General features: G+C 44.5%; 19 protein-coding genes. 13 read left to right on the top strand and 6 right to left on the bottom strand.

Features of this window, described 5'->3' with window-relative positions; translation table 11 throughout:
• Positions 1–29: 29 nt before the first annotated feature.
• The 5 genes from hutH to hutC form a co-directional block, all read right to left on the bottom strand.
• Positions 30–1,565 carry a histidine ammonia-lyase gene (hutH, locus tag R7P64_RS06615; RefSeq protein ID WP_064368094.1) on the bottom strand — a complete coding sequence of 512 codons (1,536 nt, stop codon included), beginning with the start codon at positions 1,563–1,565 and terminating at the stop codon, positions 30–32.
• Positions 1,566–1,576: 11 nt separating this feature from the next.
• The gene (gene hutU, locus R7P64_RS06610) at positions 1,577–3,274 is read right to left on the bottom strand and encodes a urocanate hydratase (protein ID WP_025766830.1); all 1,698 of its coding nucleotides are present in this window, start codon (positions 3,272–3,274) and stop codon (positions 1,577–1,579) included.
• A gap of 73 nt (positions 3,275–3,347) precedes the next feature.
• Positions 3,348–4,358, bottom strand: coding sequence for a formimidoylglutamase (gene hutG, locus R7P64_RS06605; protein ID WP_031780966.1), 1,011 nt, complete (start codon positions 4,356–4,358; stop codon positions 3,348–3,350).
• A 1-nt stretch (position 4,359) separates the two neighbouring features.
• Complete coding sequence (gene hutI / locus R7P64_RS06600; RefSeq protein ID WP_213880128.1) at positions 4,360–5,610, bottom strand: imidazolonepropionase; 1,251 nt, start codon at positions 5,608–5,610, stop codon at positions 4,360–4,362.
• Between the two features lie 129 nt (positions 5,611–5,739).
• Entirely contained in the window at positions 5,740–6,447 is a 708-nt protein-coding gene (gene hutC / locus R7P64_RS06595; protein WP_005385493.1) for a histidine utilization repressor, read from the bottom strand.
• Between the two features lie 248 nt (positions 6,448–6,695).
• Between hutC and R7P64_RS06590 the strand changes: the two genes are divergently transcribed.
• Positions 6,696–7,439, top strand: a complete 744-nt coding sequence (locus R7P64_RS06590; RefSeq protein ID WP_318123283.1) for a sporulation protein — start codon at positions 6,696–6,698, stop codon at positions 7,437–7,439.
• 6 nt (positions 7,440–7,445) lie between these two features.
• Here the strand turns inward: R7P64_RS06590 and R7P64_RS06585 are convergent, their stop codons facing one another.
• The gene (locus R7P64_RS06585) at positions 7,446–8,423 is read right to left on the bottom strand and encodes a DUF3187 family protein (protein WP_005385489.1); all 978 of its coding nucleotides are present in this window, start codon (positions 8,421–8,423) and stop codon (positions 7,446–7,448) included.
• A gap of 403 nt (positions 8,424–8,826) precedes the next feature.
• Here R7P64_RS06585 and thrS point away from each other — a divergent pair, with 403 nt between their 5' ends.
• From thrS to pheT, 12 genes are all read left to right on the top strand, one after another.
• Positions 8,827–10,755, top strand: coding sequence for a threonine--tRNA ligase (gene thrS / locus R7P64_RS06580; RefSeq protein ID WP_318123282.1), 1,929 nt, complete (start codon positions 8,827–8,829; stop codon positions 10,753–10,755).
• Between the two features lie 3 nt (positions 10,756–10,758).
• Positions 10,759–11,310 carry a translation initiation factor IF-3 gene (gene infC, locus R7P64_RS06575; RefSeq protein WP_074191168.1) on the top strand — a complete coding sequence of 184 codons (552 nt, stop codon included), beginning with the start codon at positions 10,759–10,761 and terminating at the stop codon, positions 11,308–11,310.
• Between the two features lie 121 nt (positions 11,311–11,431).
• On the top strand, positions 11,432–11,626 hold the full coding sequence (gene rpmI / locus R7P64_RS06570; RefSeq protein WP_005377932.1) for a 50S ribosomal protein L35: 195 nt from the start codon (positions 11,432–11,434) through the stop codon (positions 11,624–11,626).
• 40 nt (positions 11,627–11,666) lie between these two features.
• Positions 11,667–12,020, top strand: a complete 354-nt coding sequence (rplT, locus tag R7P64_RS06565; protein WP_004727974.1) for a 50S ribosomal protein L20 — start codon at positions 11,667–11,669, stop codon at positions 12,018–12,020.
• Between the two features lie 190 nt (positions 12,021–12,210).
• Positions 12,211–12,528 (top strand): heavy metal-binding domain-containing protein, encoded by a 318-nt coding sequence (locus R7P64_RS06560; RefSeq protein WP_005377919.1) that lies wholly within the window; start codon positions 12,211–12,213, stop codon positions 12,526–12,528.
• A gap of 366 nt (positions 12,529–12,894) precedes the next feature.
• Positions 12,895–13,704, top strand: a complete 810-nt coding sequence (locus R7P64_RS06555; protein WP_006741660.1) for a helix-turn-helix domain-containing protein — start codon at positions 12,895–12,897, stop codon at positions 13,702–13,704.
• 489 nt (positions 13,705–14,193) lie between these two features.
• Complete coding sequence (locus tag R7P64_RS06550) at positions 14,194–14,982, top strand: TetR/AcrR family transcriptional regulator (RefSeq protein WP_005395898.1); 789 nt, start codon at positions 14,194–14,196, stop codon at positions 14,980–14,982.
• Positions 14,983–15,228: 246 nt separating this feature from the next.
• Positions 15,229–17,607 (top strand): efflux RND transporter permease subunit, encoded by a 2,379-nt coding sequence (locus R7P64_RS06545; protein WP_318123278.1) that lies wholly within the window; start codon positions 15,229–15,231, stop codon positions 17,605–17,607.
• Between the two features lie 18 nt (positions 17,608–17,625).
• Positions 17,626–18,417, top strand: coding sequence for an outer membrane lipoprotein-sorting protein (locus R7P64_RS06540; protein WP_005395903.1), 792 nt, complete (start codon positions 17,626–17,628; stop codon positions 18,415–18,417).
• A 10-nt stretch (positions 18,418–18,427) separates the two neighbouring features.
• Positions 18,428–19,603, top strand: coding sequence for a hypothetical protein (locus tag R7P64_RS06535; RefSeq protein ID WP_318123276.1), 1,176 nt, complete (start codon positions 18,428–18,430; stop codon positions 19,601–19,603).
• A gap of 191 nt (positions 19,604–19,794) precedes the next feature.
• Positions 19,795–20,778: a phenylalanine--tRNA ligase subunit alpha gene (pheS, locus tag R7P64_RS06530; protein ID WP_005385470.1), complete on the top strand. Its 984-nt coding sequence runs from the start codon at positions 19,795–19,797 to the stop codon at positions 20,776–20,778.
• 18 nt (positions 20,779–20,796) lie between these two features.
• The gene (gene pheT, locus R7P64_RS06525; RefSeq protein ID WP_318123275.1) at positions 20,797–23,202 is read left to right on the top strand and encodes a phenylalanine--tRNA ligase subunit beta; all 2,406 of its coding nucleotides are present in this window, start codon (positions 20,797–20,799) and stop codon (positions 23,200–23,202) included.
• Positions 23,203–23,368: the final 166 nt, after the last annotated feature.

Below are 23,368 nucleotides of genomic sequence, written 5' to 3'. Positions count from 1 at the left end.
TTATTCGATGAAATGCCAGTTATGCTTAATTATTGAATACTTGGTAACAAGCTCTCTGGCATGAGCGTGTTGTGGATAGCCAGCTTAAGCAGAGTGTTTGCCTGTTCAATGTCCGGCGCAAAGTAGCGATCTTTATCGTAGAACGATACTTTTTCACGCAACATTTGTTTCGCAATCTCAATACGCTCAGAGGACTTGTTTGGCGCTCTAAAGTCTAGGCCTTGTGCTGCTGAGAGGTATTCGACAGCCAGAATACCGCGAGTGTTTTCGCCCATTTCTTTCAATCTGCGAGCCGCGAATGTTGCCATTGACACGTGATCTTCTTGGTTTGCAGATGTTGGCAAGCTGTCTACTGACGCTGGGTGAGCGAGTGTTTTGTTTTCACTTGCTAACGCAGCAGAGGTAACCTGAGCAATCATGAAACCAGAGTTCACACCACCATTGTCGACTAAGAACGGTGGCAGTTTTGATAGCGCGCTATCGATAAGTAATGCCATACGACGTTCAGACAAGCTGCCGATCTCGGCAATCGCAAGTGCTAGGTTGTCGGCTGCCATTGCAACAGGCTCCGCATGGAAGTTACCGCCAGAGATGATGTCACCATCTTCAGCAAACACCAACGGATTATCTGATACGGAGTTCGCTTCTACTTGTAATACTTCCGCCGCATTGCGGATTTGCTGTAAACACGCGCCCATCACTTGAGGCTGACAGCGCAAAGAATACGGGTCTTGTACTTTTTCACAGTTAGTGTGCGAATCACCTATTTCACTCGATGTGTCTAACAAATGACGGTATGCGAGTGCTGCGTCCATTTGGCTGCGATGACCACGTACACGGTGAATGCGCGGATCGAATGGACGTCGGCTGCCGAGAGCGGCTTCAACAGACATTGCACCACAAACGGTTGCTGACGCGAAAAGGTCTTCCGCGATAAACAGGCCTTCCAATGCGAACGCTGTGGATGCCTGAGTCCCATTTAGTAGCGCTAAGCCTTCTTTTGGCGCCAGAGTGATAGGCTCTAGACCTGCGATTTTTAATGCTTCTTGCCCGGAAATGATTTTACCGTTGTGGCGAGCTTGTCCTTCTCCCAGTAATACAGTGCTCATATGGGCTAGAGGAGCTAAGTCACCTGATGCGCCAACAGAGCCCTTTTTAGGTACGCAAGGGTAAACTTGTGCGTTGACTAGGTCGGTCAGCATATTAATGACTTTTAGGCGAATCCCAGAAAAGCCACGAGACAGACTATTGATTTTTAATACCATCATCAGACGAACCGTTTCATCTGACATAAACTCACCGATACCTGCCGCATGAGAAAGAACGATACTGCGTTGCAGTGTTTCTAAATCTTCTGGTGCTATTCGTGTGTTAGCCAATAGCCCAAAACCAGTGTTAATTCCGTAAACCGTTCTATCTTCCGCGATGACTCGGTCTACGACCTGTGTGCTTTCTTCAATGGCCGGAATGGCTTCAGGATCCAAAGTAAGGTTGACTGGTGAACGGCTCACTTGGCGTAGTTCGTTTAAGCTAATATGACCTGGCTTTAGCGTTAAATTTAACATCTCTTTCATCCTTACTTGAGCTTCTTCAGTTCTTCGTTGAGCATTGGCAAATCTAGCCCTTGCTCTGCTGCACATTGTTTAGCGATATCGTATCCCGCATCAGCATGACGCATCACGCCTGTTGCTGGGTCGTTATGCAGCACGCGGGCAATACGTTCTGAGGCATCTTCACTGCCGTCACAGCAGATAACCATACCTGAGTGTTGCGAGAAGCCCATACCTACGCCACCACCGTGGTGTAGTGAAACCCAAGTTGCGCCGCCCGCCGTGTTGAGTAGCGCGTTTAATAATGGCCAGTCTGATACGGCGTCAGAACCGTCCATCATACCTTCGGTTTCACGGTTCGGGCTTGCTACAGAGCCAGAATCTAAGTGATCTCGACCAATGACAACGGGCGCTTTAAGTTCGCCATTTTTCACCATTTCGTTGAATGCTTGACCAAGACGCTCACGATCTTTAAGACCAACCCAGCAAATACGCGCAGGTAAACCTTGGAACTGGATGCGTTCGCGAGCCATATCTAGCCAGTTATGTAAGTGCGGATTATCTGGAATTAGCTCTTTTACTTTTTGGTCGGTTTTATAAATGTCCTCAGGATCGCCAGAGAGAGCAGCCCAACGGAAAGGACCGATACCTTCACAGAATAGAGGACGAATGTAGGCTGGAACGAAGCCAGGAAAATCGAATGCGTTTTCTACGCCTTCTTCCAAGGCCATCTGGCGGATGTTGTTACCGTAGTCGAGTGTTGCGGCGCCGCGATTTTGCAGCTCTAACATCGCTTGAACTTGCACAGCCATAGATTTTTTCGCTGCTTTTACGACCATTGCTTCATCTTGCAAACGCATTTCTGCTGCGTGAGACATGCTCCAGCCTTGTGGTAAATAGCCATTGAGCGGGTCGTGTGCAGACGTTTGGTCTGTTACGACATCAGGCGTGATATTACGTTCTACCAGCTCAGAGAAAACGTCTGCTGCATTACCTAGTAGACCAACCGATACTGGTGTGTCTGACTCTTTAATGATAGCTAGCGCTTCATCTAAAGAAGTCGCTTTCTTATCGACATAGCCTGTACGTAGGCGGTAATCGATACGTGATTCATCACACTCTACTGCAATCATGGAGAAGCCCGCCATTGTACCAGCGAGAGGTTGAGCACCACCCATGCCACCAAGACCACCTGTTAGAATCCAACGGCCCTTTGCTTCACCGTCAAAGTGTTTTTTTGCAACAGATACGAACGTTTCGTATGTGCCTTGTACGATACCTTGCGAGCCAATGTATATCCAGCTGCCAGCGGTCATTTGGCCGTACATCATCAAGCCTTGTTTATCGAGCTCGTTGAAGTGTTCCCAGTTTGCCCAATGCGGAACAAGGTTTGAGTTTGCGATAAGCACGCGTGGGGCATTTTTATGAGTAGGGAAAACACCAACAGGCTTGCCTGATTGAACTAAAAGCGTTTGGTCATCTTCGAGTCTTTCAAGTACTTCAACAATCTTGTCGTAACATTCCCAGTTTCGCGCTGCTCGGCCAATGCCGCCATATACAACCAGTGAATGTGGATGTTCTGCAACATCAGGATCAAGGTTGTTCATCAGCATACGAAGAGGGGCTTCGGTTAGCCAAGATTTTGCGCGCAGTTTATCTCCGTGAGGTGCACGAATTGTTCTGCTTGTATCAAGTCGTGGATCTTGTCCCTGGCGCTGTGTCATTTCAGACTCCTTTAGTTTCTCGTGATGACCAAGTACTTGCTTGGTCGTAATAATCAGTGGCATCTGGGATGCATTATGGTTTGTGCTGTTTTTCCGCCATTGCGTTGGCGATATCCCAACACAAACGGGCAGCTAATCGTGCTGTTTGACTATCGACGTCATAATTTGGGTTGTATTCGGCGATATCAGCCAGCATTAACTTATTTTTGTAATGAAGAATTCGATCTAAAAAGGGTGCAATAGTGTCGTAACTCACTCCCCGAGCTGCTGGTGCGCTGACTCCAGGTGCGGTTGCGGCAGGAAATACATCCAGATCAATGGTCAAATAGAGGTAGTCACAGTCGTCAATAAAATGCTGAAGCTGAGTTAAGTGATAACTGTGGTTTAAGTAGCAGAGCTGATTGTCCTCTACATACCAAACATTTAACGCATCTGCTTTTTCAAATAGCGCTTTAGTGTTGCTACTGCGGCTTACACCAATACAAGCGTAATGAAAGTCCCAATCGTTACGTTGACAAAAATGATGAATTTGGTTGAAGGGTGTACCAGAGCTTGGTCTTATGTCGGTGAGGTTGCTCTCAAATGCGCGCAAATCGAAATGAGCATCGAAATTGATAATGCCGATTTTAGGTTTCTTCTCTGGATAGTGCTCTTTAAAATACCCCGCTAAGCCGGAAAAGGAGGCCCACGCAATCTCATGCCCACCACCTAGCACGATGACTGGCGTATGGGGCAGTGCGCTTGAAATGGTTGCTGCACATAGAGCTTGGCTCTCTTCCAGTAAGTCGTCTTCACACACCACAGTACCTAAGTCATATAGTGGGGCGTCTTGGTGCCATGCTAAATTAGCGAGTGCTCGTCGGATTAAGTCTGGCGCTTTTTTCGCGCCAATGCGTCCTTTGTTTCTCGCAACGCCAGCGTCGGTAGCAAAACCGAGTAATGAGACGCCATGCGCAACGGCACTCAACTCATCTGCTTTTTGGCGTTGAACAACGTGATGAATTCGCTGACCAAGCTTGCCGTCCTCGGCATCATGACGGCCTTGCCAATGAAATAGGGGAGAGTGTAGGTCGAATTGAGACATATTATTGGCCTCCGTGTGAAATGTATTCACCATTTACTATACGACCTACCAGACGTTTTGCTCCGACTTGATAACTTAAATCCGCAGGGCTTTCGATATCCCAGATAGAGAAGTCCGCATCAAACCCTACTTTGATTTCGCCACGTGAGTTTTGATAACCCAGAGCTTTGGCTGCATGTTGCGTTACACCACGCAGTGCTTCTTGCGGTGTAAGGCGAAATAGCGTGCACGCCATATTCAGCATGAGTGTGAGATCAGAAAATGGTGATGTACCTGGGTTGACGTCCGTAGCAATTGCCATCGGCACGTTATGCTCTCTCAACAACTCAATCGGTGGTAACTGAGTTTCTCTTAGAAAATAAAAAGCGCCAGGCAATAGAGTGGCGACGGTGTTTGATCGAGCAAGTGCTTTAACACCTTGCTCATCTAAAAACTCGATGTGATCCGCTGACAGACCGTTGTATTGCGCAGTGAGGGCTGTACCACCGAGATTAGAAAGTTGCTCAGTATGCCCTTTAACCTTTAAGCCGTGGCGTTTTGCAGCTACAAACACTTTTTCTGTTTGTTCAAGATTGAAACCAATCGATTCACAAAAAACATCGACACTCGTAGCTAATTCTTCCTTTGCGACAACAGGGATTATGTCCTGACAAATGTGCTCAATATAATCATCTGCACGACCTTGGAACTCTGGCGGAATGGCGTGAGCGGCGAGAAGTGTAGTCGTGATTTTAACTTTGCGCTCTTGTTCAAGCATTTTGGCTGCACGGAGCATTTTTACTTCATCATTCAGTGTCAATCCGTAGCCTGATTTCACTTCGACAGAAGTGACGCCGCTCGCGAGTAGCCCGTCTAAACGTGGCAACGCTAACTCAACTAACTGCGCTTCGGTTGCAGAGCGTGTCGCATGTACCGTTGAGAGAATCCCGCCGCCTTGTTTGGAAATATCTTGATATGGCACGCCGTTTAAGCGCATTTCAAATTCGTTGGCACGATTGCCCGCGTAAATAAGATGAGTGTGACAGTCGATCAGGCCCGGCAGAACTAACTGGCCTTGAAGATCGATACTCTGAGGGTAATGTTGGGCAGACAACAGAGACTCGGTTTGCGGTGCGTCTTCACCAATGGCACAGGTACTGATCGCAACGATTTTTCCAGATTGAATACCAATGCGCGCTGGAGGCGTTGGAAGGTATCCGCACTCTCCCGATTGCATGGTAACTAGACGTGCGTTTTCAATCAGCAAATCCATGTTTGTGTCCCTGTGTTTATTTGTATCATTAAATGTATATACAAATAAATAGAGCAAAATAAGAACACTGACAAGATTGATGTTGCTAAAATGTGATCAAAACGTAGATCTAGAGGACAAATCTTGTCCTTAAATGAGCACTTTTGAGCTCAGCTTATATTTGTTACCAGGGTGATAAAGTAGGGCGGTACTGACTAACTTATCTTGGCTCCACGTTCTGCGATTCAAGAGAAGGCAAGGTTCATTGGCTTGCATTTTTAAGTCTTGCTTAATACGGCTTTCAGGCACAATTGCCTCTACAGTATGTTCTATCGCGCTGAGTGGGCAATTATCTGACAGGTATTGATTTGGAGTGATTTGTGTGAAGTCTTGATTTAAATAACTCGGGGCATATTGGCTATTCACCCAGCGGAGCTCCAATTGAATCGGCGTTTGGTCTTCATAGTGAATAATTTCACTGTAAAACACTGTCGTGCCTAACATAACGCCGAGTTTTGTCGCAATGTTGTCATCTGCTTTTATGGCAATCTGTTTGAGCACTTTACTGCCATACTTTCGCCCTCTATCGCTGACTTCTTCGGCAATGTTTCGAATGTCTAGCAGGGGAGATTCTGACTTTTCACCAGGATCACACACGAACGTGCCTAAGCGTGGGCGACGTTGTAATCGGCCCTCATTTACTAAATCCCGAATTGCTTTGTTCACTGTCATTCTACTGACACCAAATTGCTCGGTAAGCTCAATCTCGGTGGCGATGCGATGACCAACTACCCACTCTCCAGCATCAATTTTATCCAGGATAAATTGTTTAATTTGAATGTAGAGTGGTGCAGACATAATGATCTCCCTTTATTTGACTATACAAATACTGCTTAATTTAGGTACAAATTGCAAACATTTCTCGACGAATGTACCGCTTAGTGACCGAGCAATCCTATTGAAGAGCTGAATGACTCTTGCTGCTGAGCATTATTTGGATTGATGATTGAATTCAAACATTTTCTTGTGGTCTATTGCTTGCACAGCAGAAAACAATTGTGTAAACAAACGATTATTAGAAGAAAAATCGCTAAAAAAGGAAAAGTATGTTTAAAAAATTGAAAGCATCACTGGGGATCGGGTCTGCAAAAGTAGATACCATTTTGGACGAAATGAGCGTGTTTCAAGGAGCGACGCTGAAAGGGCATGTTCATATCAAAGGCGGAGACGTCGAACAACAAATTGATGCTATTACGATTAAATTGAACACGGAAATGAAAGTCGAAGTGGATGATAGCGTAAGTTACCAAACCTTCACTATTGATCAATTGAAAGCAGTTGACCCTTTTGTGATTCAACCTAATGAAGAAAAGCAAGTTCCGTTTCAGCTAAAACTGCATGATGAAACGCCAATTACTGCGGTTAGCGCACTTAAGAATCAATGTCATGTTTGGGTCGAGACGACGTTAGATATTGATTTTGCGATTGACCCGCGTGACCGTGACTATATTGAAGTGAAACCACTACCAGTAGCATCTCGGGTTATTCAAGCGATCGAGCAAGCTGGCTTCACAATGGTTAAAGCCGATGTTGAAAAAGGCTTTTTGCGCGGTGGCTCGTTTGCCTCTCGCTCTGGTATTTATCAAGAGCTAGAGTTCCGTAACAACGGCTTTATCTCATCAAAAGAAATTGAGCTCTCTTTTATTCTGGAAGGGCAGGTCATGCATTGTTTGGCAGAGATTGACCGTTCGCTCAGTTTGGCTGGTGACCAATATCGCTCGTTTACGTTACCGATCAATGCAACCGATGCTCAAGTCGCTGCCGCAGTTGCACCAACGCTAAATCTATAGCTCTCATCAACTTGATGAAAATATGTACCGATATCCTATTGTGAAAGCGATATCGGTACTGTTATCCATGTTTCTTGCGTTCTCTACGGCTAAAAACTCAAGCGCTGAATTTTCCATTAGATATCGATAGCCTAATACCAGTTCATTAGAGGCATCAGCAAACTCTGTGGGCCCTTCTGTTGAGCCTTGATACCAATGATATTCCAACATCAGGTGATGGTTATCTTCTAAGGCATAACGGTACCCACCCGCAATGGCAATCGTATTATGTCGATAGGGCAGATCGAGCAAGGCACGGTCATCCGATCGAAAAGTCATGCCAATCATCGAATAAAATGCATGAGCATCACTTAAGTAGCTGTAGTTTAATTGGAAGCCTTGCTCGAAACTGCTACCTTGAAAAGTGCCGTGAGCCACATCGTTAAAATACAAACTGCCGCCAATCGATAGGCCGTGATGTTCATTTTGGAACACTTGATACTGTAAGTAAGTAGATAGGTTATTGGCCAGTGTTTGTCCTTCGAAATCATCTTCAAACACATCATATTGCGGCATTGAAATGTAAAAACGATCTCTGTCTACTTTATCCCGCCCATTTTGTCCGATACCGAAAAGTTTATGGAAGCTTTTCGTCAGTCCATCTAAATGGTTGTCAGCGGCAAAGACCCATCGATAGTTGAGCTCCCACTGCCAACGGTTGCTGACTTGCCATTTGCTGCCTAATTCGATTTGATTGTGGTAATAATCCAGTGCGTATTCATCAGTATGAGCCCAAACACTTGCCACGGTTCCCGAACCATAGGCTTCGACAAAACCAGAGGGCAGACTGTGTCCTGAACGTAGTATGTTGGTGTGACTAACCACTTGCATTGGGGATTGTGCGTAAGAACGCAGCGGGCCATATAAGTCATTTGATGCGAAGGCTTGCAAAGAACATATCGAGGTGCTTAGAAGCACCATAAAGCGCGATTTGAAATAGACCATGATGAATACCTACATACAAACTACTCTATAAAACAACTATATACCTAAATCGCACGTTGAGCTCTCGCCCAGCGTGTTAGGCTTTGTATCGGTTCACACGTAATAGGGGATATTGTAATTTGTTGTGTAAGTTCATTGAGGGGCAATTCCATTCATCAGCTATGCGGTCTCTTAAAAAAGCATGATCAGATTGTCGTGACGGGTCTGCGGTTAAGTTCTTATGACAAAACAAAATCGCGCTTTGCATTCTAAATATGAGCTAGGTACAATCCCATTTTCGATAACGGTCCGGTATTCGTGTTACCGAGAGGCCTTTATTGACTCTCAACTATTTTCAACAAATAGCTTCTAATTTGAATAACATGTGTTGCTTGGTGTGCAACACCACTGTAAAGGACATAGCATGCCTATTATTACTCTTCCTGACGGCAGTCAGCGTCAATTTGACAACCCAGTTTCTACTATGGAAGTTGCGCAATCGATCGGTCCTGGTCTTGCAAAAGCAACTATCGCTGGTCGTGTAAACGGTAACCGCGTTGATGCGTGTGATCTAATTGAAGAAGACGCAAGCCTTGAAATCATCACAGTTAAAGATGAAGTAGACGGTCTAGAAATCGTTCGTCACTCTTGTGCTCACCTTCTTGGTCACGCTCTTAAGCAGCTTTACCCTCAAGCTAAAATGGCGATCGGTCCAACCATCGACAATGGCTTCTACTACGATATCGACTTAGACGAATCTCTAACGCAAGAAGATCTTGAAAAGATTGAAAAGCGTATGAAAGAGCTAGCGAAAACCAAGTACGAAGTGGTTAAGAAAAAAGTAAGCTGGCAGGAAGCGCGTGATACGTTTGAATCACGTGGCGAACCATACAAAGTGGAAATCCTAGACGAAAACGTATCGCGTGATGATCGTCCAGGCCTTTACCACCATGAAGAATACATCGACATGTGTCGTGGTCCTCACGTTCCTAACATGAGCTTCTGTCAACACTTCACTTTGCTGAATGTTGCAGGTGCTTACTGGCGTGGTAACAGCGACAACAAAATGCTTCAACGTATCTACGGTACGGCTTTCCACTACAAGAAAGCACTGAAAGCGCACCTAACTCGCCTAGAAGAAGCGGCAAAGCGTGATCACCGTAAGATTGGTAAGCAACTAGACCTATTCCACATGCAGCAAGAAGCACCGGGTATGGTGTTCTGGCATCACAATGGTTGGTCTATCTTCCGTGATCTAGAAGTATTCATCCGCGCTAAGCTAGATGAGTACGGTTACCAAGAAGTGAAAGGTCCACTTATGATGGACCGTGTTCTTTGGGAACGCTCTGGGCACTGGGACAAATACGCTGATGCGATGTTCACAACTTCTTCTGAGAACCGTGAATACGCGATTAAGCCAATGAACTGTCCAGGTCACGTACAGATCTTTAACCAAGGTCTAAAATCGTACCGCGACCTACCGCTACGTATGGCTGAGTTCGGCTCATGTCACCGTAACGAACCATCTGGTGCACTACACGGCATTATGCGTGTACGTGGCTTTACTCAGGATGATGCTCACATTTTCTGTACTGAGAGCCAAATCCAAGAAGAAGTAACAAACTGCATCAAGATGGTGTACGATACGTACCAAACATTTGGTTTCGACAACATCGTAGTGAAACTGTCTACTCGTCCAGAGAAACGTGTAGGTTCAGATGAAATCTGGGATCAATCTGAAGAAGCATTGAAGCAGTCTCTTGAATCGATGGATATCCCATACGAAATTCAAGAAGGTGAGGGTGCGTTCTACGGTCCTAAGATTGAATTCACACTATACGATTGTCTAGACCGCGCTTGGCAGTGTGGTACTGTCCAGCTAGACTTCAACCTACCAGGTCGCCTAGGCGCTACTTATGTAGGTGAAAATAACGAACGTCTTGTACCGGTAATGATTCACCGTGCGATTCTAGGTTCACTAGAGCGCTTCATTGGTATCCTTATCGAAGAATATGCTGGTTTCTTCCCAACTTGGTTGGCGCCAGAACAAGCAGTTCTTATGAACATTACTGATAAACAGTCAGGTTATGTTCAAGAAATAGTACAAAAACTACAAAAAAGTGGAATTAGAGCTAAAGCGGACTTGAGAAATGAGAAGATTGGCTTTAAAATCCGCGAACATACTTTGAAGCGTGTACCGTATATGCTTGTTGTTGGTGACCAAGAAATGGAAGCTGGCGAAATTGCAGTACGTACTCGTAAAGGTAAAGATCTTGGTAAATTTAAAGTGGATGATTTTATTGCATACATCCAAGACGAGATCTCTAGCCGTAAGCTCAATCTGGAGGAATAAGCTATTAAAGGCGGAAGACGTGGCCAACAGCCGGTAAAACAAAACCCGCACCGTATCAACGGTGAAATTCGTGGTATTCGTGAAGTTCGACTAACAGGCGCTGACGGTGAATCAGTTGGTGTTGTATCGATTCAAGAAGCCATTGCAGCTGCTGAAGAAGCTGGTATGGATCTCGTTGAGATCAGTCCTAACGCCGAGCCACCTGTTTGTCGTGTGATGGACTATGGTAAGTTCCTCTTCGAGAAGAGCAAAACTGCTAAAGAGCAGAAGAAGAAGCAAAAGCAGGTCCAGATCAAGGAAGTAAAATTCCGTCCTGGAACTGATATTGGAGACTATCAGGTAAAACTACGCAACCTGACGCGTTTCCTTGAAGAAGGCAACAAAGTGAAGGTAACAATTCGCTTCCGTGGCCGAGAGATGGCACACCAAGACATCGGTGTTGACGTTCTAAATCGTCTTAAGGAAGATACTGCAGAACTTGCTGTAGTTGAATCTTTCCCTAAGAAGATTGAAGGTCGCCAGATGATCATGGTGCTAGCCCCTAAAAAGAAGTAATTAACGGCTCATCAAGTAATTAAAACCTAGCCGCTTTCCTTTCGATAAAGGCGTAACGGCTGGGTTTTGTTCGCCCTAATTACGTTGTTTATTAAACCTACTCAATGCGGAGTTATTCATCATGCCTAAGATGAAAACCAACAAAGGTGCTGCTAAGCGTTTTAAGAAAACTGCTGGTGGTATTAAGTACAAGCACGCTACAAAACGTCACATCCTGACTAAGCGTACTACTAAGAACAAGCGTCAACTACGTCCGAATGCAATCCTTCCAAAATGTGAAGTGGCTGCAGTAATCCGTATGTTGCCATACGCTTAATTCTTTTTAGTTATCAATCGTTTAGTTTAGGAGAAGCATAATGCCTCGCGTAAAACGTGGTGTACAAGCTCGTGCACGTCATAAGAAAGTTCTAAAACAAGCTAAAGGTTACTACGGTGCGCGTTCACGCGTTTACCGCGTAGCTTTCCAAGCAGTTACTAAAGCTGGTCAATACGCTTACCGTGACCGTCGCGCTAAGAAACGTCAATTCCGTCAACTATGGATTGCACGTATCAATGCGGCATCTCGTCAAAATGGTCTATCTTACAGCCGTTTCATCAACGGTCTTAAGAAAGCATCTATCGAGATCGACCGTAAGATCCTTGCGGACATCGCAGTATTCGACAAAGCTGCATTTGCAGTTCTAGTTGAAAAAGCGAAAGCTGCTCTTTAATTAGCAGTTTAGGATTAAGAGAAGGAGAGCATTAGCTCTCCTTTTTTATTGCTAAAATATATACCTAAATATTTTTCAGTTTTGCCATTCAGAATCTTGTCTATCAGTCTTCCCGATTTGATTACTGATCACTGCTCTGTTGGTAATAAAATGGCTTGGGTATATATTTTACGTTTATAAGGGACTAAAAATGATCTACACAACGACAGAAAGCATTCCGGGCAAGCAGATCTCTGAAATAAGAGGGGTTGTAACTGGTAATGTTGTTCAATCAAAACACATCGGTCGTGACCTCATGGCGGGTATCAAAAGCATTGTTGGCGGTGAAATTCGCGGTTACACGGAAATGATGACCGACGCGCGTGATATAGCTATACAGCGCATGGTAGCAGACGCTGAATCTAAAGGTGCCGATGCAATTGTAGGGATTCGATTTACCACAAGCTCAATCGTAGATGGTTCTTCGGAAATTTTGGCATTTGGTACTGCAGTGAAACTGGCGGACTAGTCTACTTGAATAGCATTGCAAAAATGCTAACAGAGAGCGGTGAATTATTATGCATTTACCGTTCTGTTCCTTTTAGGTTAATTATTCTAGATTTTTGCAGAGCGAATAGGTTTATATTCTCAACTCTACGTTACTATTAAAATTAATTGCGATAATTTAGAGTAATTGCTTCACTTTTGTTTTGTGTATCATTTTATATTCATAGTGAAATTGAATTCATATTGAATTTTCCATTTATTGTGTGAATTTTGATTTCGATATATTAATTCATATTTTTCTTATAAAAATATGAACTTATACCTTGCCAAGCGGTTCTAAATTGTTACAAATACTATACAGCTGTAACATTGCCAAAAGGAATTGTAGATGAGAGATCTGACTCCCGAATACTTGCTAGCCGCATTACGCCAAGCGATTAAAACAAAAGGGCTAACATATCGAGAGCTATCTGAGAAAATGGGCATGCCGCTGTCCACTTTTAAGAGACACTTAACAAGCACAAATCTCGCTTTGGATAAACTGCTTGAATATTGTAGAGCTGTTGATTGCACGTTAGATGAACTACAAAAGCTTGCGAATCAATTACAAGGCGAAGACGAGGATTACTTTAGCCGTACGCAAGATGAAGTTTTTTTTCAATTTCCCCATCTTTACGATTTTTATCGTGAATTGAGAATGCTGCGAGGCAAAGATGGATATTCCATTTTAAAGAAAAAGTATGATTTGTCTGAGCAGAGCATGTCTGATTACCTAAAAGCTTTGGAGTTATTGGATCTTGTTTACGTTGATGAAGATAAAAATATAACGTTGCACGGGCCGTTATATTACAGCTATGCAGAAAACTCCAAGCTCAATGATAAATATACGGAAATCATAAAAGAACAGACAACAACCCACGATAAATGTGTTCGTGTGGCTTTGGCACGCATGAAAATTACCGAAGAGCAGCTTTTGCAATTGGAAGATCAAGTCGCAAAAACGGTTATCGATTTTCATTCCAAAAATGTTGTGGCAGAGAACTTCAACGTCTCTGATTTTACTAATATTGTTCTACTTGCAGGGCCACATCAACCAGTCACATTCTCTGATGGAATTATCGAGACAGAAGGGCGATTTATTGACGATATTCGTTATGCCATCGCATCTGCAGGTGATAAACCAAGCCTCTCGATTTAGAAATTCAGTCTTTTACTTAAAGAGAATCGCTTTTCTCATTATGTTATTGAGTTTTGCAGCTCTAATATTGAAAGGAAGCAGTAAAAGAAAAGCCCAAGACAGAGCACACTTTGTAAATAGAGCATCTATCAGTTACTGTTTTGAATCCAAACTTTAAGTGTTTTGGGCTTTTTTGAATAACATCATTTCAATATCACTCGTTGTCCAATTTTTAAGGTTCTGATTTTTGGGGTTATGTCCCCGCACTCCACTCTAGCCTTTCCTTACAATCAAATCATTCTCGCTGAACCAAGCATCTTGATGTTACTTGGTTATATATAATTAAAGCTTATTTTTCGGTTAGCTATAAATTCATACTTGCAATGTTTGTTTTTTGATCTATTATGACGAAGTGTCATTTGTGACGGTTCGTCAAATTTAGTGGCGTTCCTGTATTCAAGAATCGTGTTACAATTATTGGGAGTGTGTTGGTATACGGATCAAAGGATTATGTTTAACTTTCGCTGTAAAAAAGATAGCAAGCAAGACGGATGTCGTACGTCTTCAGGGCTAACTAAAAAACAACAGGCGATTGCTGATCGTGAAATAGAGCTTATTCAATTGGCTAAGTCTCTGGTTCAAGAGCAAGGCTTTGCCAACTTAACGATGGACAAGCTCACAGCGGCAAGCCCTTACTCGAAGGGAACGATCTACAATCATTTTTGCAGCAAAGAAGATGTGATTCTTGCGCTTTGTATTCACTCGCTGAGAAGCGAGGCAATATTTTTCGAACGTACCGCTAAGTTCAATGGCAATACCAGAGAAAAAATCATTGCTATGCATGTAGGTTATCGTATTTACGCTCGTATGGAGCCTGTACTATCAACCTGTGCGATTGTTGCAAAGACGCCTTGGGTCCTAGAGAAAGCTTCGCCTAAGCGTGTGAATGAATTGAACAACTTAGAAGAACAAGTAATAGATGGTGCTGATGCGTTGGTGAATAATGCGGTGGAATGTGGAGACCTTAAGTTCTCTCCCGCAATTGGTTCTGATGCCATCGTATTTGCTAACTGGTCTATTGCCTTCGGTTCAAACGCTCTAGCGCAAAATGCATCGAACAGTCGATGTATTCAGCGAATTCAAGATCCATTCTCAGTACTGCATAACGCGAATATGTTACTTGATGGTTTAGGGTGGTCACCTTTATCGACAGAGTGGGATTACCGTAAAACGTGGCGTCGAGTGGAACAGGAATTGTTCAGCGAAGAGCTTGCTTATTTAGAGTCTGTGAATCGCTAATCGTTATAGAGGCCATCTAATATTTTAGTTGGCTTTTTTATTACACCATTGTGACGAATCGTCAAAAATTAGAAATTGGTACTCAAGTTACCGATCTCGAGAAGTATAGGAAGTTACTCAAAAACTAACTTATATAACCAAATAAATTCGATCTGATTTTTATATGTTGAAGTTATCTGGTTATCACAGCATTCGCTGTTTTTTTTAGTTTTTAAATTTGACGAAACGTCACAAAAGGAGAGTGTGATGCCACATCACAACGTTCAACAACAAGCCCGAATGAGCTGGGTCAAGCTACCAACGAATTACAGTGTGTTGGTTGTGCTTGCTACCGTTTTATTGATTGTTATAGCAACTATTGGAGGAAAAAATCTTTACTTTAGAGGGGATTACGACATCTTTTTTGATGGAACAAATGAGCAGTTACTTGCGTTTGATGAAATTCAGACTACCTTTGCAAAATCTGACAGTCTTGCTTTGGTCATAGCGCCAAAAAGTGGCACTGTTTTTACTCCTAACACCTTATCTCTTATTCAGCAGATCACTGACGAGGCGTGGCAAGTCCCATACTCCACCCGTGTTGATTCCCTTGCCAACTACCAGCATACCGAAGCGTTTGAAGATGATCTTCTTGTCGAAGATTTACTGTATAGCGAATATGAATTGACGCCTCAGCGAATCGAGAAAGTCAAAAGTATTGCGTTGAGTGAACCGGTTCTGAAAAGTTCACTGATTTCCGAAAAAGGGGATGTCACGGTCGTGAATATTACGGTCCAACTCCCTGAGGTCGATAAAACCGCTGAAGTACAAGAAGTGGTTGCCTACATAAACGGAATGATTGAGCGTTATCAGCAAGTGTACCCGGATACTGATTTCCACAAAGCCGGTATTATTGCAATGAACTACGCGTTTATGACCGCAGCTCAAGATGACAGCGCGACGCTAGTGCCGACCATGCTACTAGTGATATTGGTTTTCCTGACTCTCATGTTGCGCTCATTGCTTAGCGTCATCGCGACACTCATCGTTATTATCGGCTCAGTTATGGTGACAATGGGCTTATCAGGATGGGCTGGTATGTTCTTAAGCACGGCGACAGTTAATGTGCCTACCTTGGTGATGACGCTTGCCGTCGCCGACTGTGTACACATTATAGCGACGATGCGTCAGTCTATGCAAAACGGCTTTAGTAAAGCCCATTCTATTGAACGAAGTATTGCGCTCAATTTCATGCCCATCCTGATTACCTCCATTACCACCGCGATCGGCTTTTTAATGATGAATATGTCGGATTCTCCAATCCTGAGAGATTTCGGCAACCTATCAGCCCTTGGCGTCATGATTGCTTGTTTCCTTTCCATCACATTACTTCCGGCGTTACTTCATATCCTTCCTGTTAGGGTGAAGTCAGACACTGCTGATGAAAGAAAGCACTTTATGGATCACTTAGGGGATTTCGTGGTGTCAAAGCGACATGCGTTATTGCCGTTGTCGGTGCTTGTTATTGTCGCGAGTGCGAGTTTGATTCCGATGAACAAAGTCAACGATGAATCCGTCGAATATTTTGGTCATAGCAATGAATTTCGTCGAGCGGCTGATTTTATGGAAGAGCGAATCAGTGGCATGGCGAACATCAGTATCGCGATAAAAACTAACGAATCGCAGGGTATTGCGGATCCTAATTTTCTCAATACCGTGGGTAAATTTACTGACTGGCTAAGGTTGCAGCCAGAAACGGACCATGTTGCGACCTTGAGCGATGTTTATAAGCGCCTAAACAAGAACATGCATGGAGATGATCAGACTTATTACTCGCTTCCTCAAGACAGAGAATTAGCGGCTCAATATCTGCTGCTTTATGAAATGTCACTACCGTATGGTTTAGATTTGAACAACCAAATCAATGTTGATAAGTCGTCAATCAAGATGGTTCTCACCGTGGAGAACTTGGGCAGCGTCGAGCTTGTTGATTTGGAAAATCGTATTTACCAATGGTTTAACGAAAACGCGCCTCAGTATGATGTTGTTGCTTCTAGTCCATCACTGATGTTTGCGCATATTGGCGAAACGAATATGGCTAGCATGCTGTCAACCTTGCCTATCACTTTGGTCTTAATTTCGGCATTACTGATCTTTGCCTTACGCTCGTTCAAGCTCGGTTTAATCAGCCTGGTCCCGAATATCGCCCCTGCGCTTATTGGTTTTGGTATTTGGGCGTTGGTTTCTGGTGAAATTAATTTGGGGTTGTCTGTTGTTGTGACGTTGACGCTTGGCGTTGTGGTTGATGATGCCGTTCATTTTCTCTCTAAATACCAACACGCTCGTAAAGATGGCCATAGCGCGGAACAAGCGGTTCGTTACGCTTTTCGCACCGTGGGGCGCGCGCTTTGGATTACGACCGTCGTGCTTGTTGCTGGTTTCTCTGTTCTGGCGATGTCGAGCTTCCGCTTAAATGCCGATATGGGACAGTTGAGTGCCATTGTTATCTTCATTGCTCTTGTTGTGGATTTCATCTTTCTACCGACTCTACTGATGTTGTTTGACAAAGGCGTCTACGACGAGGTGGACCGCCGAAACAAGCTTAAATCAACTGACTCTCAAGCCACGGCTGTTACTCAGTCATAACGAATCAAAGGATTGAACATGAATTTACTAAAAAATGCCTTAAAAGTATCTGCACTTTCTGTCTCGCTTTTTATGAGTCATGCGGTGTTAGCGGATGAAGCGAAAGGATTAGAAATTGCTCAAGAGCGCAAAGCCCGTGATGAAGGGTGGGGGGATTCTGTTGCTACCATGAAAATGATTCTGCGGAACGCACAAGGAGAAAGCAGCACACGTTTAATGCGCCTCCAATCACTTGAAGTTGAGGACGATGGTGACAAAGGACTCACAATATTTGATGAACCAAGAGATGTGAAAGGCACCGCGTTTCTCAACCACTCTCATACGGTGGGGGCCGATGACCAGTGGCTTTACCTTCCAGCACTGAAGCGTGTGAAACGTATTTCCTCGCGTAACAAATCAGGCCCTTTTATGGGCAGTGAATTTGCGTATGAGGATCTCAGTTCTTTTGAGATCGAAAAATATCGTTTCAATTACTTAAAAGATGACACCATAAATGGGCAAGATGTTTTCGTCATAGAGCAAATCCCGACCGACAAAAATTCAGGTTATACCAAGCAAACGGTGTGGTTAGATAAAGCGCATTACCGCCCACTGAAAGTTGAGTTTTACGATCGCAAAGGGTCGTTGTTAAAAACGCTTTCTTTCTCAGATTACAAGCAGTACCTCAACCAATATTGGCGAGCGCACACCATGGCGATGACAAATCATCAAACAGGAAAAAGCACTGAGCTAACAACAAGTGAAATGCGCTTTAACACTGGGCTAGAAGACAATGATTTTCATAAGAATGTGTTAAAGCGAGTGAGGTAGTGGAGAAGAAATGAACCGATCAAATGTTGGGTTGTTGCTTAGCGCAGCAACCTCTCTTTACTCGATGCCTCTTGCCGCTGTTGAGCTTGCAGGGCAAGTCAATATTGAGCATCGTCAGTTTTTTGAAACTGGCTCTCAGGGTCAGAGCAAAGCGCAAACGTCATTGGTTTTGCAGCCAGAATTTTACTGGGAGATGCAAAATGGTGATGCGAGCTTTACCCTCACACCTTTCTATCGTTTGGATAGTCTAGACGATGAGCGAAGTCACGGAGACATAAGAGAGGCGCTTTATCTGACTTATTGGGATGATTATGAGCTTCGAGTTGGGATTAGTAAGGTCTTTTGGGGAGTGACGGAATCCGCCCATTTGGTTGATGTAGTAAACCAGACAGACGCCATTGAAGCCGTCGATGGTGAAGATAAGCTCGGTCAGCCGATGTTGCATTTTACCTCATTCAAAGATTGGGGCACCGTCCATGCAATGTTATTACCTTACTTTAGGGAACGAACGTTTGCGGGTACTGACGGGCGCTTGCGAACCGAACCTGTTGTCTCAGATGATGCTATCTATGAATCAAGCAGAGAAGAAAAGCAGGTAGATGTGGCTTTTCGATATTCGAAAATGCTTGGCGATTGGGACGTAGGCCTGAGCTATTTATATGGAACAAACCGGGATCCTTACTTTCGTTTTGAGTACGGGGAATTAAAGCCTTACTACGCTCTGATGAGTCATATCGGTCTCGATGTACAAGGAATCGTTGGCGATTGGTTATGGAAACTGGAAAGTGTTTATCGAGATAGTGCTGATAATCATGTCGGTCTTGTGACGGGTTTTGAGTATACCTTCGTCGGTGCATTTGACACGGTTTGGGATGTGGGGGTTATTGGTGAGTACCTCTATGACAGTCGTGGGAATAACGCACAAACTATCGGTCAAAATGATGTGTTTGCAGGCATTCGTTGGACGCTCAACGACGAGGACGGAACGGAATTATTGACGGGAATCACAAAGGATTTAGATAACGCCGATGTTTACAATGCCAAGTTAGAAGCCTCGAGCCGAATATCGAATAACTTTAAGTGGCAAATTGGTGCTTGGTTGTTCAAAAATGAAACGCCAAACGATTTGCTCTATTTCGCCCGAGATGACGATTTTATCGAGCTATCTATTCAATACTATTTCTAAAACAAAAGGGCACAACTTAACGTCAGATTAATGAAAGATGACATTTTTGACGTTTTTGTGCTCTTTTTATTCAATAACCTCTTCTTTTCGTAATTCAATTTGGCATTGGTGCCCGGTTTGGCTACTATGTACAGCTATCAAAAAACCAATCACTCCCTTATGGACACTACCAACAGGTAGATGAGGAAACGATGCAACATCTAGAAGAGATCATTGCTAGCGCGAGCACTGCAATTGAAGCTGCCGAATCGCTAGTCGCACTTGATGAAGTGCGTGTTCAGTATCTGGGTAAAAAAGGTGAGCTAACTGCTCAACTTCAAAGCCTAGGTAAACTACCACCAGAAGAACGCCGTGAAGCTGGTCAAGAAATCAACAAAGCGAAAGGCGTAGTTCAGCAAGCTATCGCAGCTCGTAAAGACGCGCTACAACGTGCAGAGCTTGAAGCGAAACTAGCAGCAGAAACAATCGACGTAACACTACCAGGTCGTCGTATTGAAAACGGTGGTTTACACCCAGTAACTCGTACTGTAGAGCGTATTGAGAAGTTCTTTGGCGAACTTGGTTTTAACACCGAGGCTGGTCCAGAGATCGAAGATGCATTCCACAACTTCGATGCGCTAAATATTGCCGCTGATCACCCAGCGCGTACTGACCACGATACTTTCTTCTTCAATCCAGATTTGATGCTTCGTACTCATACGTCAGGCGTACAGATCCGTACGATGGAAAATGGTAAACCACCATTCCGTTTCATCGCACCAGGCCGTGTATACCGTAACGACTACGACCAAACGCACACGCCAATGTTCCACCAAGTGGAAGGCATGCTGGTTGATGAGAACGTAAACTTTGCTCAGCTGAAAGGCATCCTGCACGATTTCCTATGTAACTTCTTCGAAGAAGAAGTAGAAGTACGTTTCCGTCCATCTTACTTCCCATTCACTGAGCCTTCAGCTGAAGTAGACGTGAAAGGCAAAAACGGTAAATGGTTAGAAGTACTAGGCTGCGGTATGGTTCACCCGAACGTGCTACGCAGCGTAGGTATCGATCCTGAAAAATACTCTGGTTTCGCATTCGGTATGGGTGTTGAGCGTCTAACAATGCTTCGTTACGGCGTGAACGACCTACGTGCGTTCTTCGAGAACGATCTTCGTTTCCTAAAACAGTTCAAGTAATCCAGAGGGTTCATCAACATGAAATTCAGCGAATCATGGCTTCGTGAGTGGGTAAACCCTGCGGTTACTACTGACGAGCTAACTCACCAAATTACAATGGCCGGCCTAGAGGTAGACGACGTTCTTCCTGTTGCTGGTTCTTTTACTGGCGTTAAAGTCGGTCACGTTGTTGAATGTGGCCAACACCCAGACGCAGACAAACTTCGCGTTACTAAAGTTGACGTGGGTGAAGAAGAGCTTCTAGACATCGTTTGTGGCGCACCTAACTGTCGCCAAGGTCTGAAAGTAGCGGTAGCAACAGTTGGTGCTGTTCTTCCCGGCGATTTCAAAATCAAAAAAGCGAAACTACGTGGCCAGCCATCTCACGGCATGCTTTGTTCGTTCACTGAACTAGGTATCGACGTTGAGTCAGACGGCATCATGGAACTAGCAGAAGACGCAGTAATCGGTACTGATTTCCGTGAATTCCTAGGTCTAAACGACGTAACGGTAGACGTAGACCTAACAGCAAACCGCGCAGACTGTTTCAGCATTCGTGGTCTAGCTCGTGAAGTTGGCGTACTAAACCGTGCTGACGTGACAGAGCCATTAGTAGAAGCAGTTGCCCCTTCAATCGACGATAAAGTGTCTATCGAAGTGAAAGCGCCAGCTGCGTGTCCACGTTACCTAGGTCGTGTAGTTAAGAACGTAAACGTTCAAGCTGAAACGCCACTATGGATGCAAGAGAAACTGCGTCGTTGTGGTATTCGCTCGATCGACCCTGTAGTAGACATCACTAACTACGTTCTTCTAGAGCAAGGCCAACCAATGCACGCATTCGATCTAGCGAAGATCGAGGGTGGCATCGTAGTTCGTATGGCTGAGCAAGGTGAGAAGCTAACGCTTCTTGACGGCAACGAAGCAGAACTAAACGCAGATACACTTGTAGTAGCAGACCACAACAAAGCACTTGCAATCGCAGGTATCTTTGGTGGTGAAGACTCTGGTGTAACAACTGAGACTAAAGACGTTCTACTTGAGTGTGCATTCTTTGCACCTGACCACATCCGTGGCCGCGCACGTAGCTACGGTCTTCACACTGATTCTTCAATGCGTTTCGAGCGTGGTGTGGATTACGCACTACAAGTGAGCGCAATGGAGCGTGCAACTCAGCTTCTTGTTGAGATCTGTGGCGGTGAAGTAGCACCTGTTGTTGCAGTAGAGTCTGAAGCAGACCTACCTAAGCCAAACAAAGTTGCTCTACGTCGTACTAAGCTAGACAACCTGCTAGGTCACCACATTGCAGATAGCGACGTAGTAGAAATCCTAGAGCGTCTAGGTTTGACTGTTGAAGCTTCAGAAGAAGGTTGGATGGCAGTAGCGCCAACATGGCGTTTCGATATCGCTATCGAGCAAGACCTGATTGAAGAAGTTGGCCGTATCTACGGTTATGACAACATTCCTAACCAACACCCAGCAGCAGCACTTAAGATGCACAACCACGTTGAAGCGGATCTTCCACTGAAACGCGTTCGTGATCTTCTTGTTGACCGTGGTTACCACGAAGCAATTACATACAGCTTCGTTGAGCCTGAGCAACAAAAGCTAGTTGTACCTGGTGTTGAGCCTCTAGTGCTTCCAAACCCAATTTCTGCAGACATGTCAGCAATGCGTCTTGGTCTTATCCAAGGTCTGCTGAACACGGTTGTTCACAACCAGAAGCGTCAACAGCCACGCGTTCGTCTATTCGAATACGGCCTACGTTTCATCCCATGTGAATCTGCAGAAAACGGCATGCGCCAAGAGCCTATGCTAGCGGGTGTTATCGCTGGTACTCGCGGTGAAGAACATTGGGATATCGAAACTAACACGGTTGATTTCTTCGACCTTAAAGGCGATCTAGAAGCGATTCTAGAGCTATCTGCGAACGAAAAAGCGTACTCTTTCGCTGCACTGTCACCTGAAAGCAAAAAAGCTAACCCAGCACTTCACCCAGGTCAATCTGCGGCAATCATCGTAGATGGCAAAGAAGTGGGCGTGATCGGTACCGTTCACCCTGAGCTTGAGCGTAAGTTCGGTCTAAATGGTCGTACTATCGTATTCGAAATCGAATGGTCTGCAATTAACAGCAAAGTGATCCCAGAAGCGGTAGCACTTTCTAAATTCCCTTCAAACCGTCGTGATATCGCGGTAGTAGTGGATGAAGCTGTTGCATCTGGTGACATTGTTAACGCTTGTCTAGAGCAAGGTGGCGAGTTCCTTAAAGATGCAAAACTGTTCGACGTTTACGTAGGTAAAGGCGTTGAAGAAGGTAAGAAGAGCCTAGCAATCGCTCTGACTCTACAGTCACTTGAGCGTACGCTTGAAGATGCAGATATCGCTGGTGCGGTTGACGCTATCGTTGCTCACGTTTCTGAGAAGTTTGGTGCGTCTCTACGTGACTAATCTCGCGTAACGTATCTTCTTAAGAAATGAAAACCCTGCCAGTTTGGCAGGTTTTTTTTATTTTTAGGATTACCTTATCGTTGTTCAAGTTCCTTACTGCTCGCACCACCCCTCATTATTTTAAAATACTAGACCAAACTAGGGATGGCCCTTACCCGAGATTAGG

This window comes from Vibrio sp. 2304 (genome assembly GCF_033339475.1).
GTDB lineage: Bacteria > Pseudomonadota > Gammaproteobacteria > Enterobacterales > Vibrionaceae > Vibrio > Vibrio alginolyticus.
This window is presented reverse-complemented; position numbering and strand designations above follow the sequence as displayed.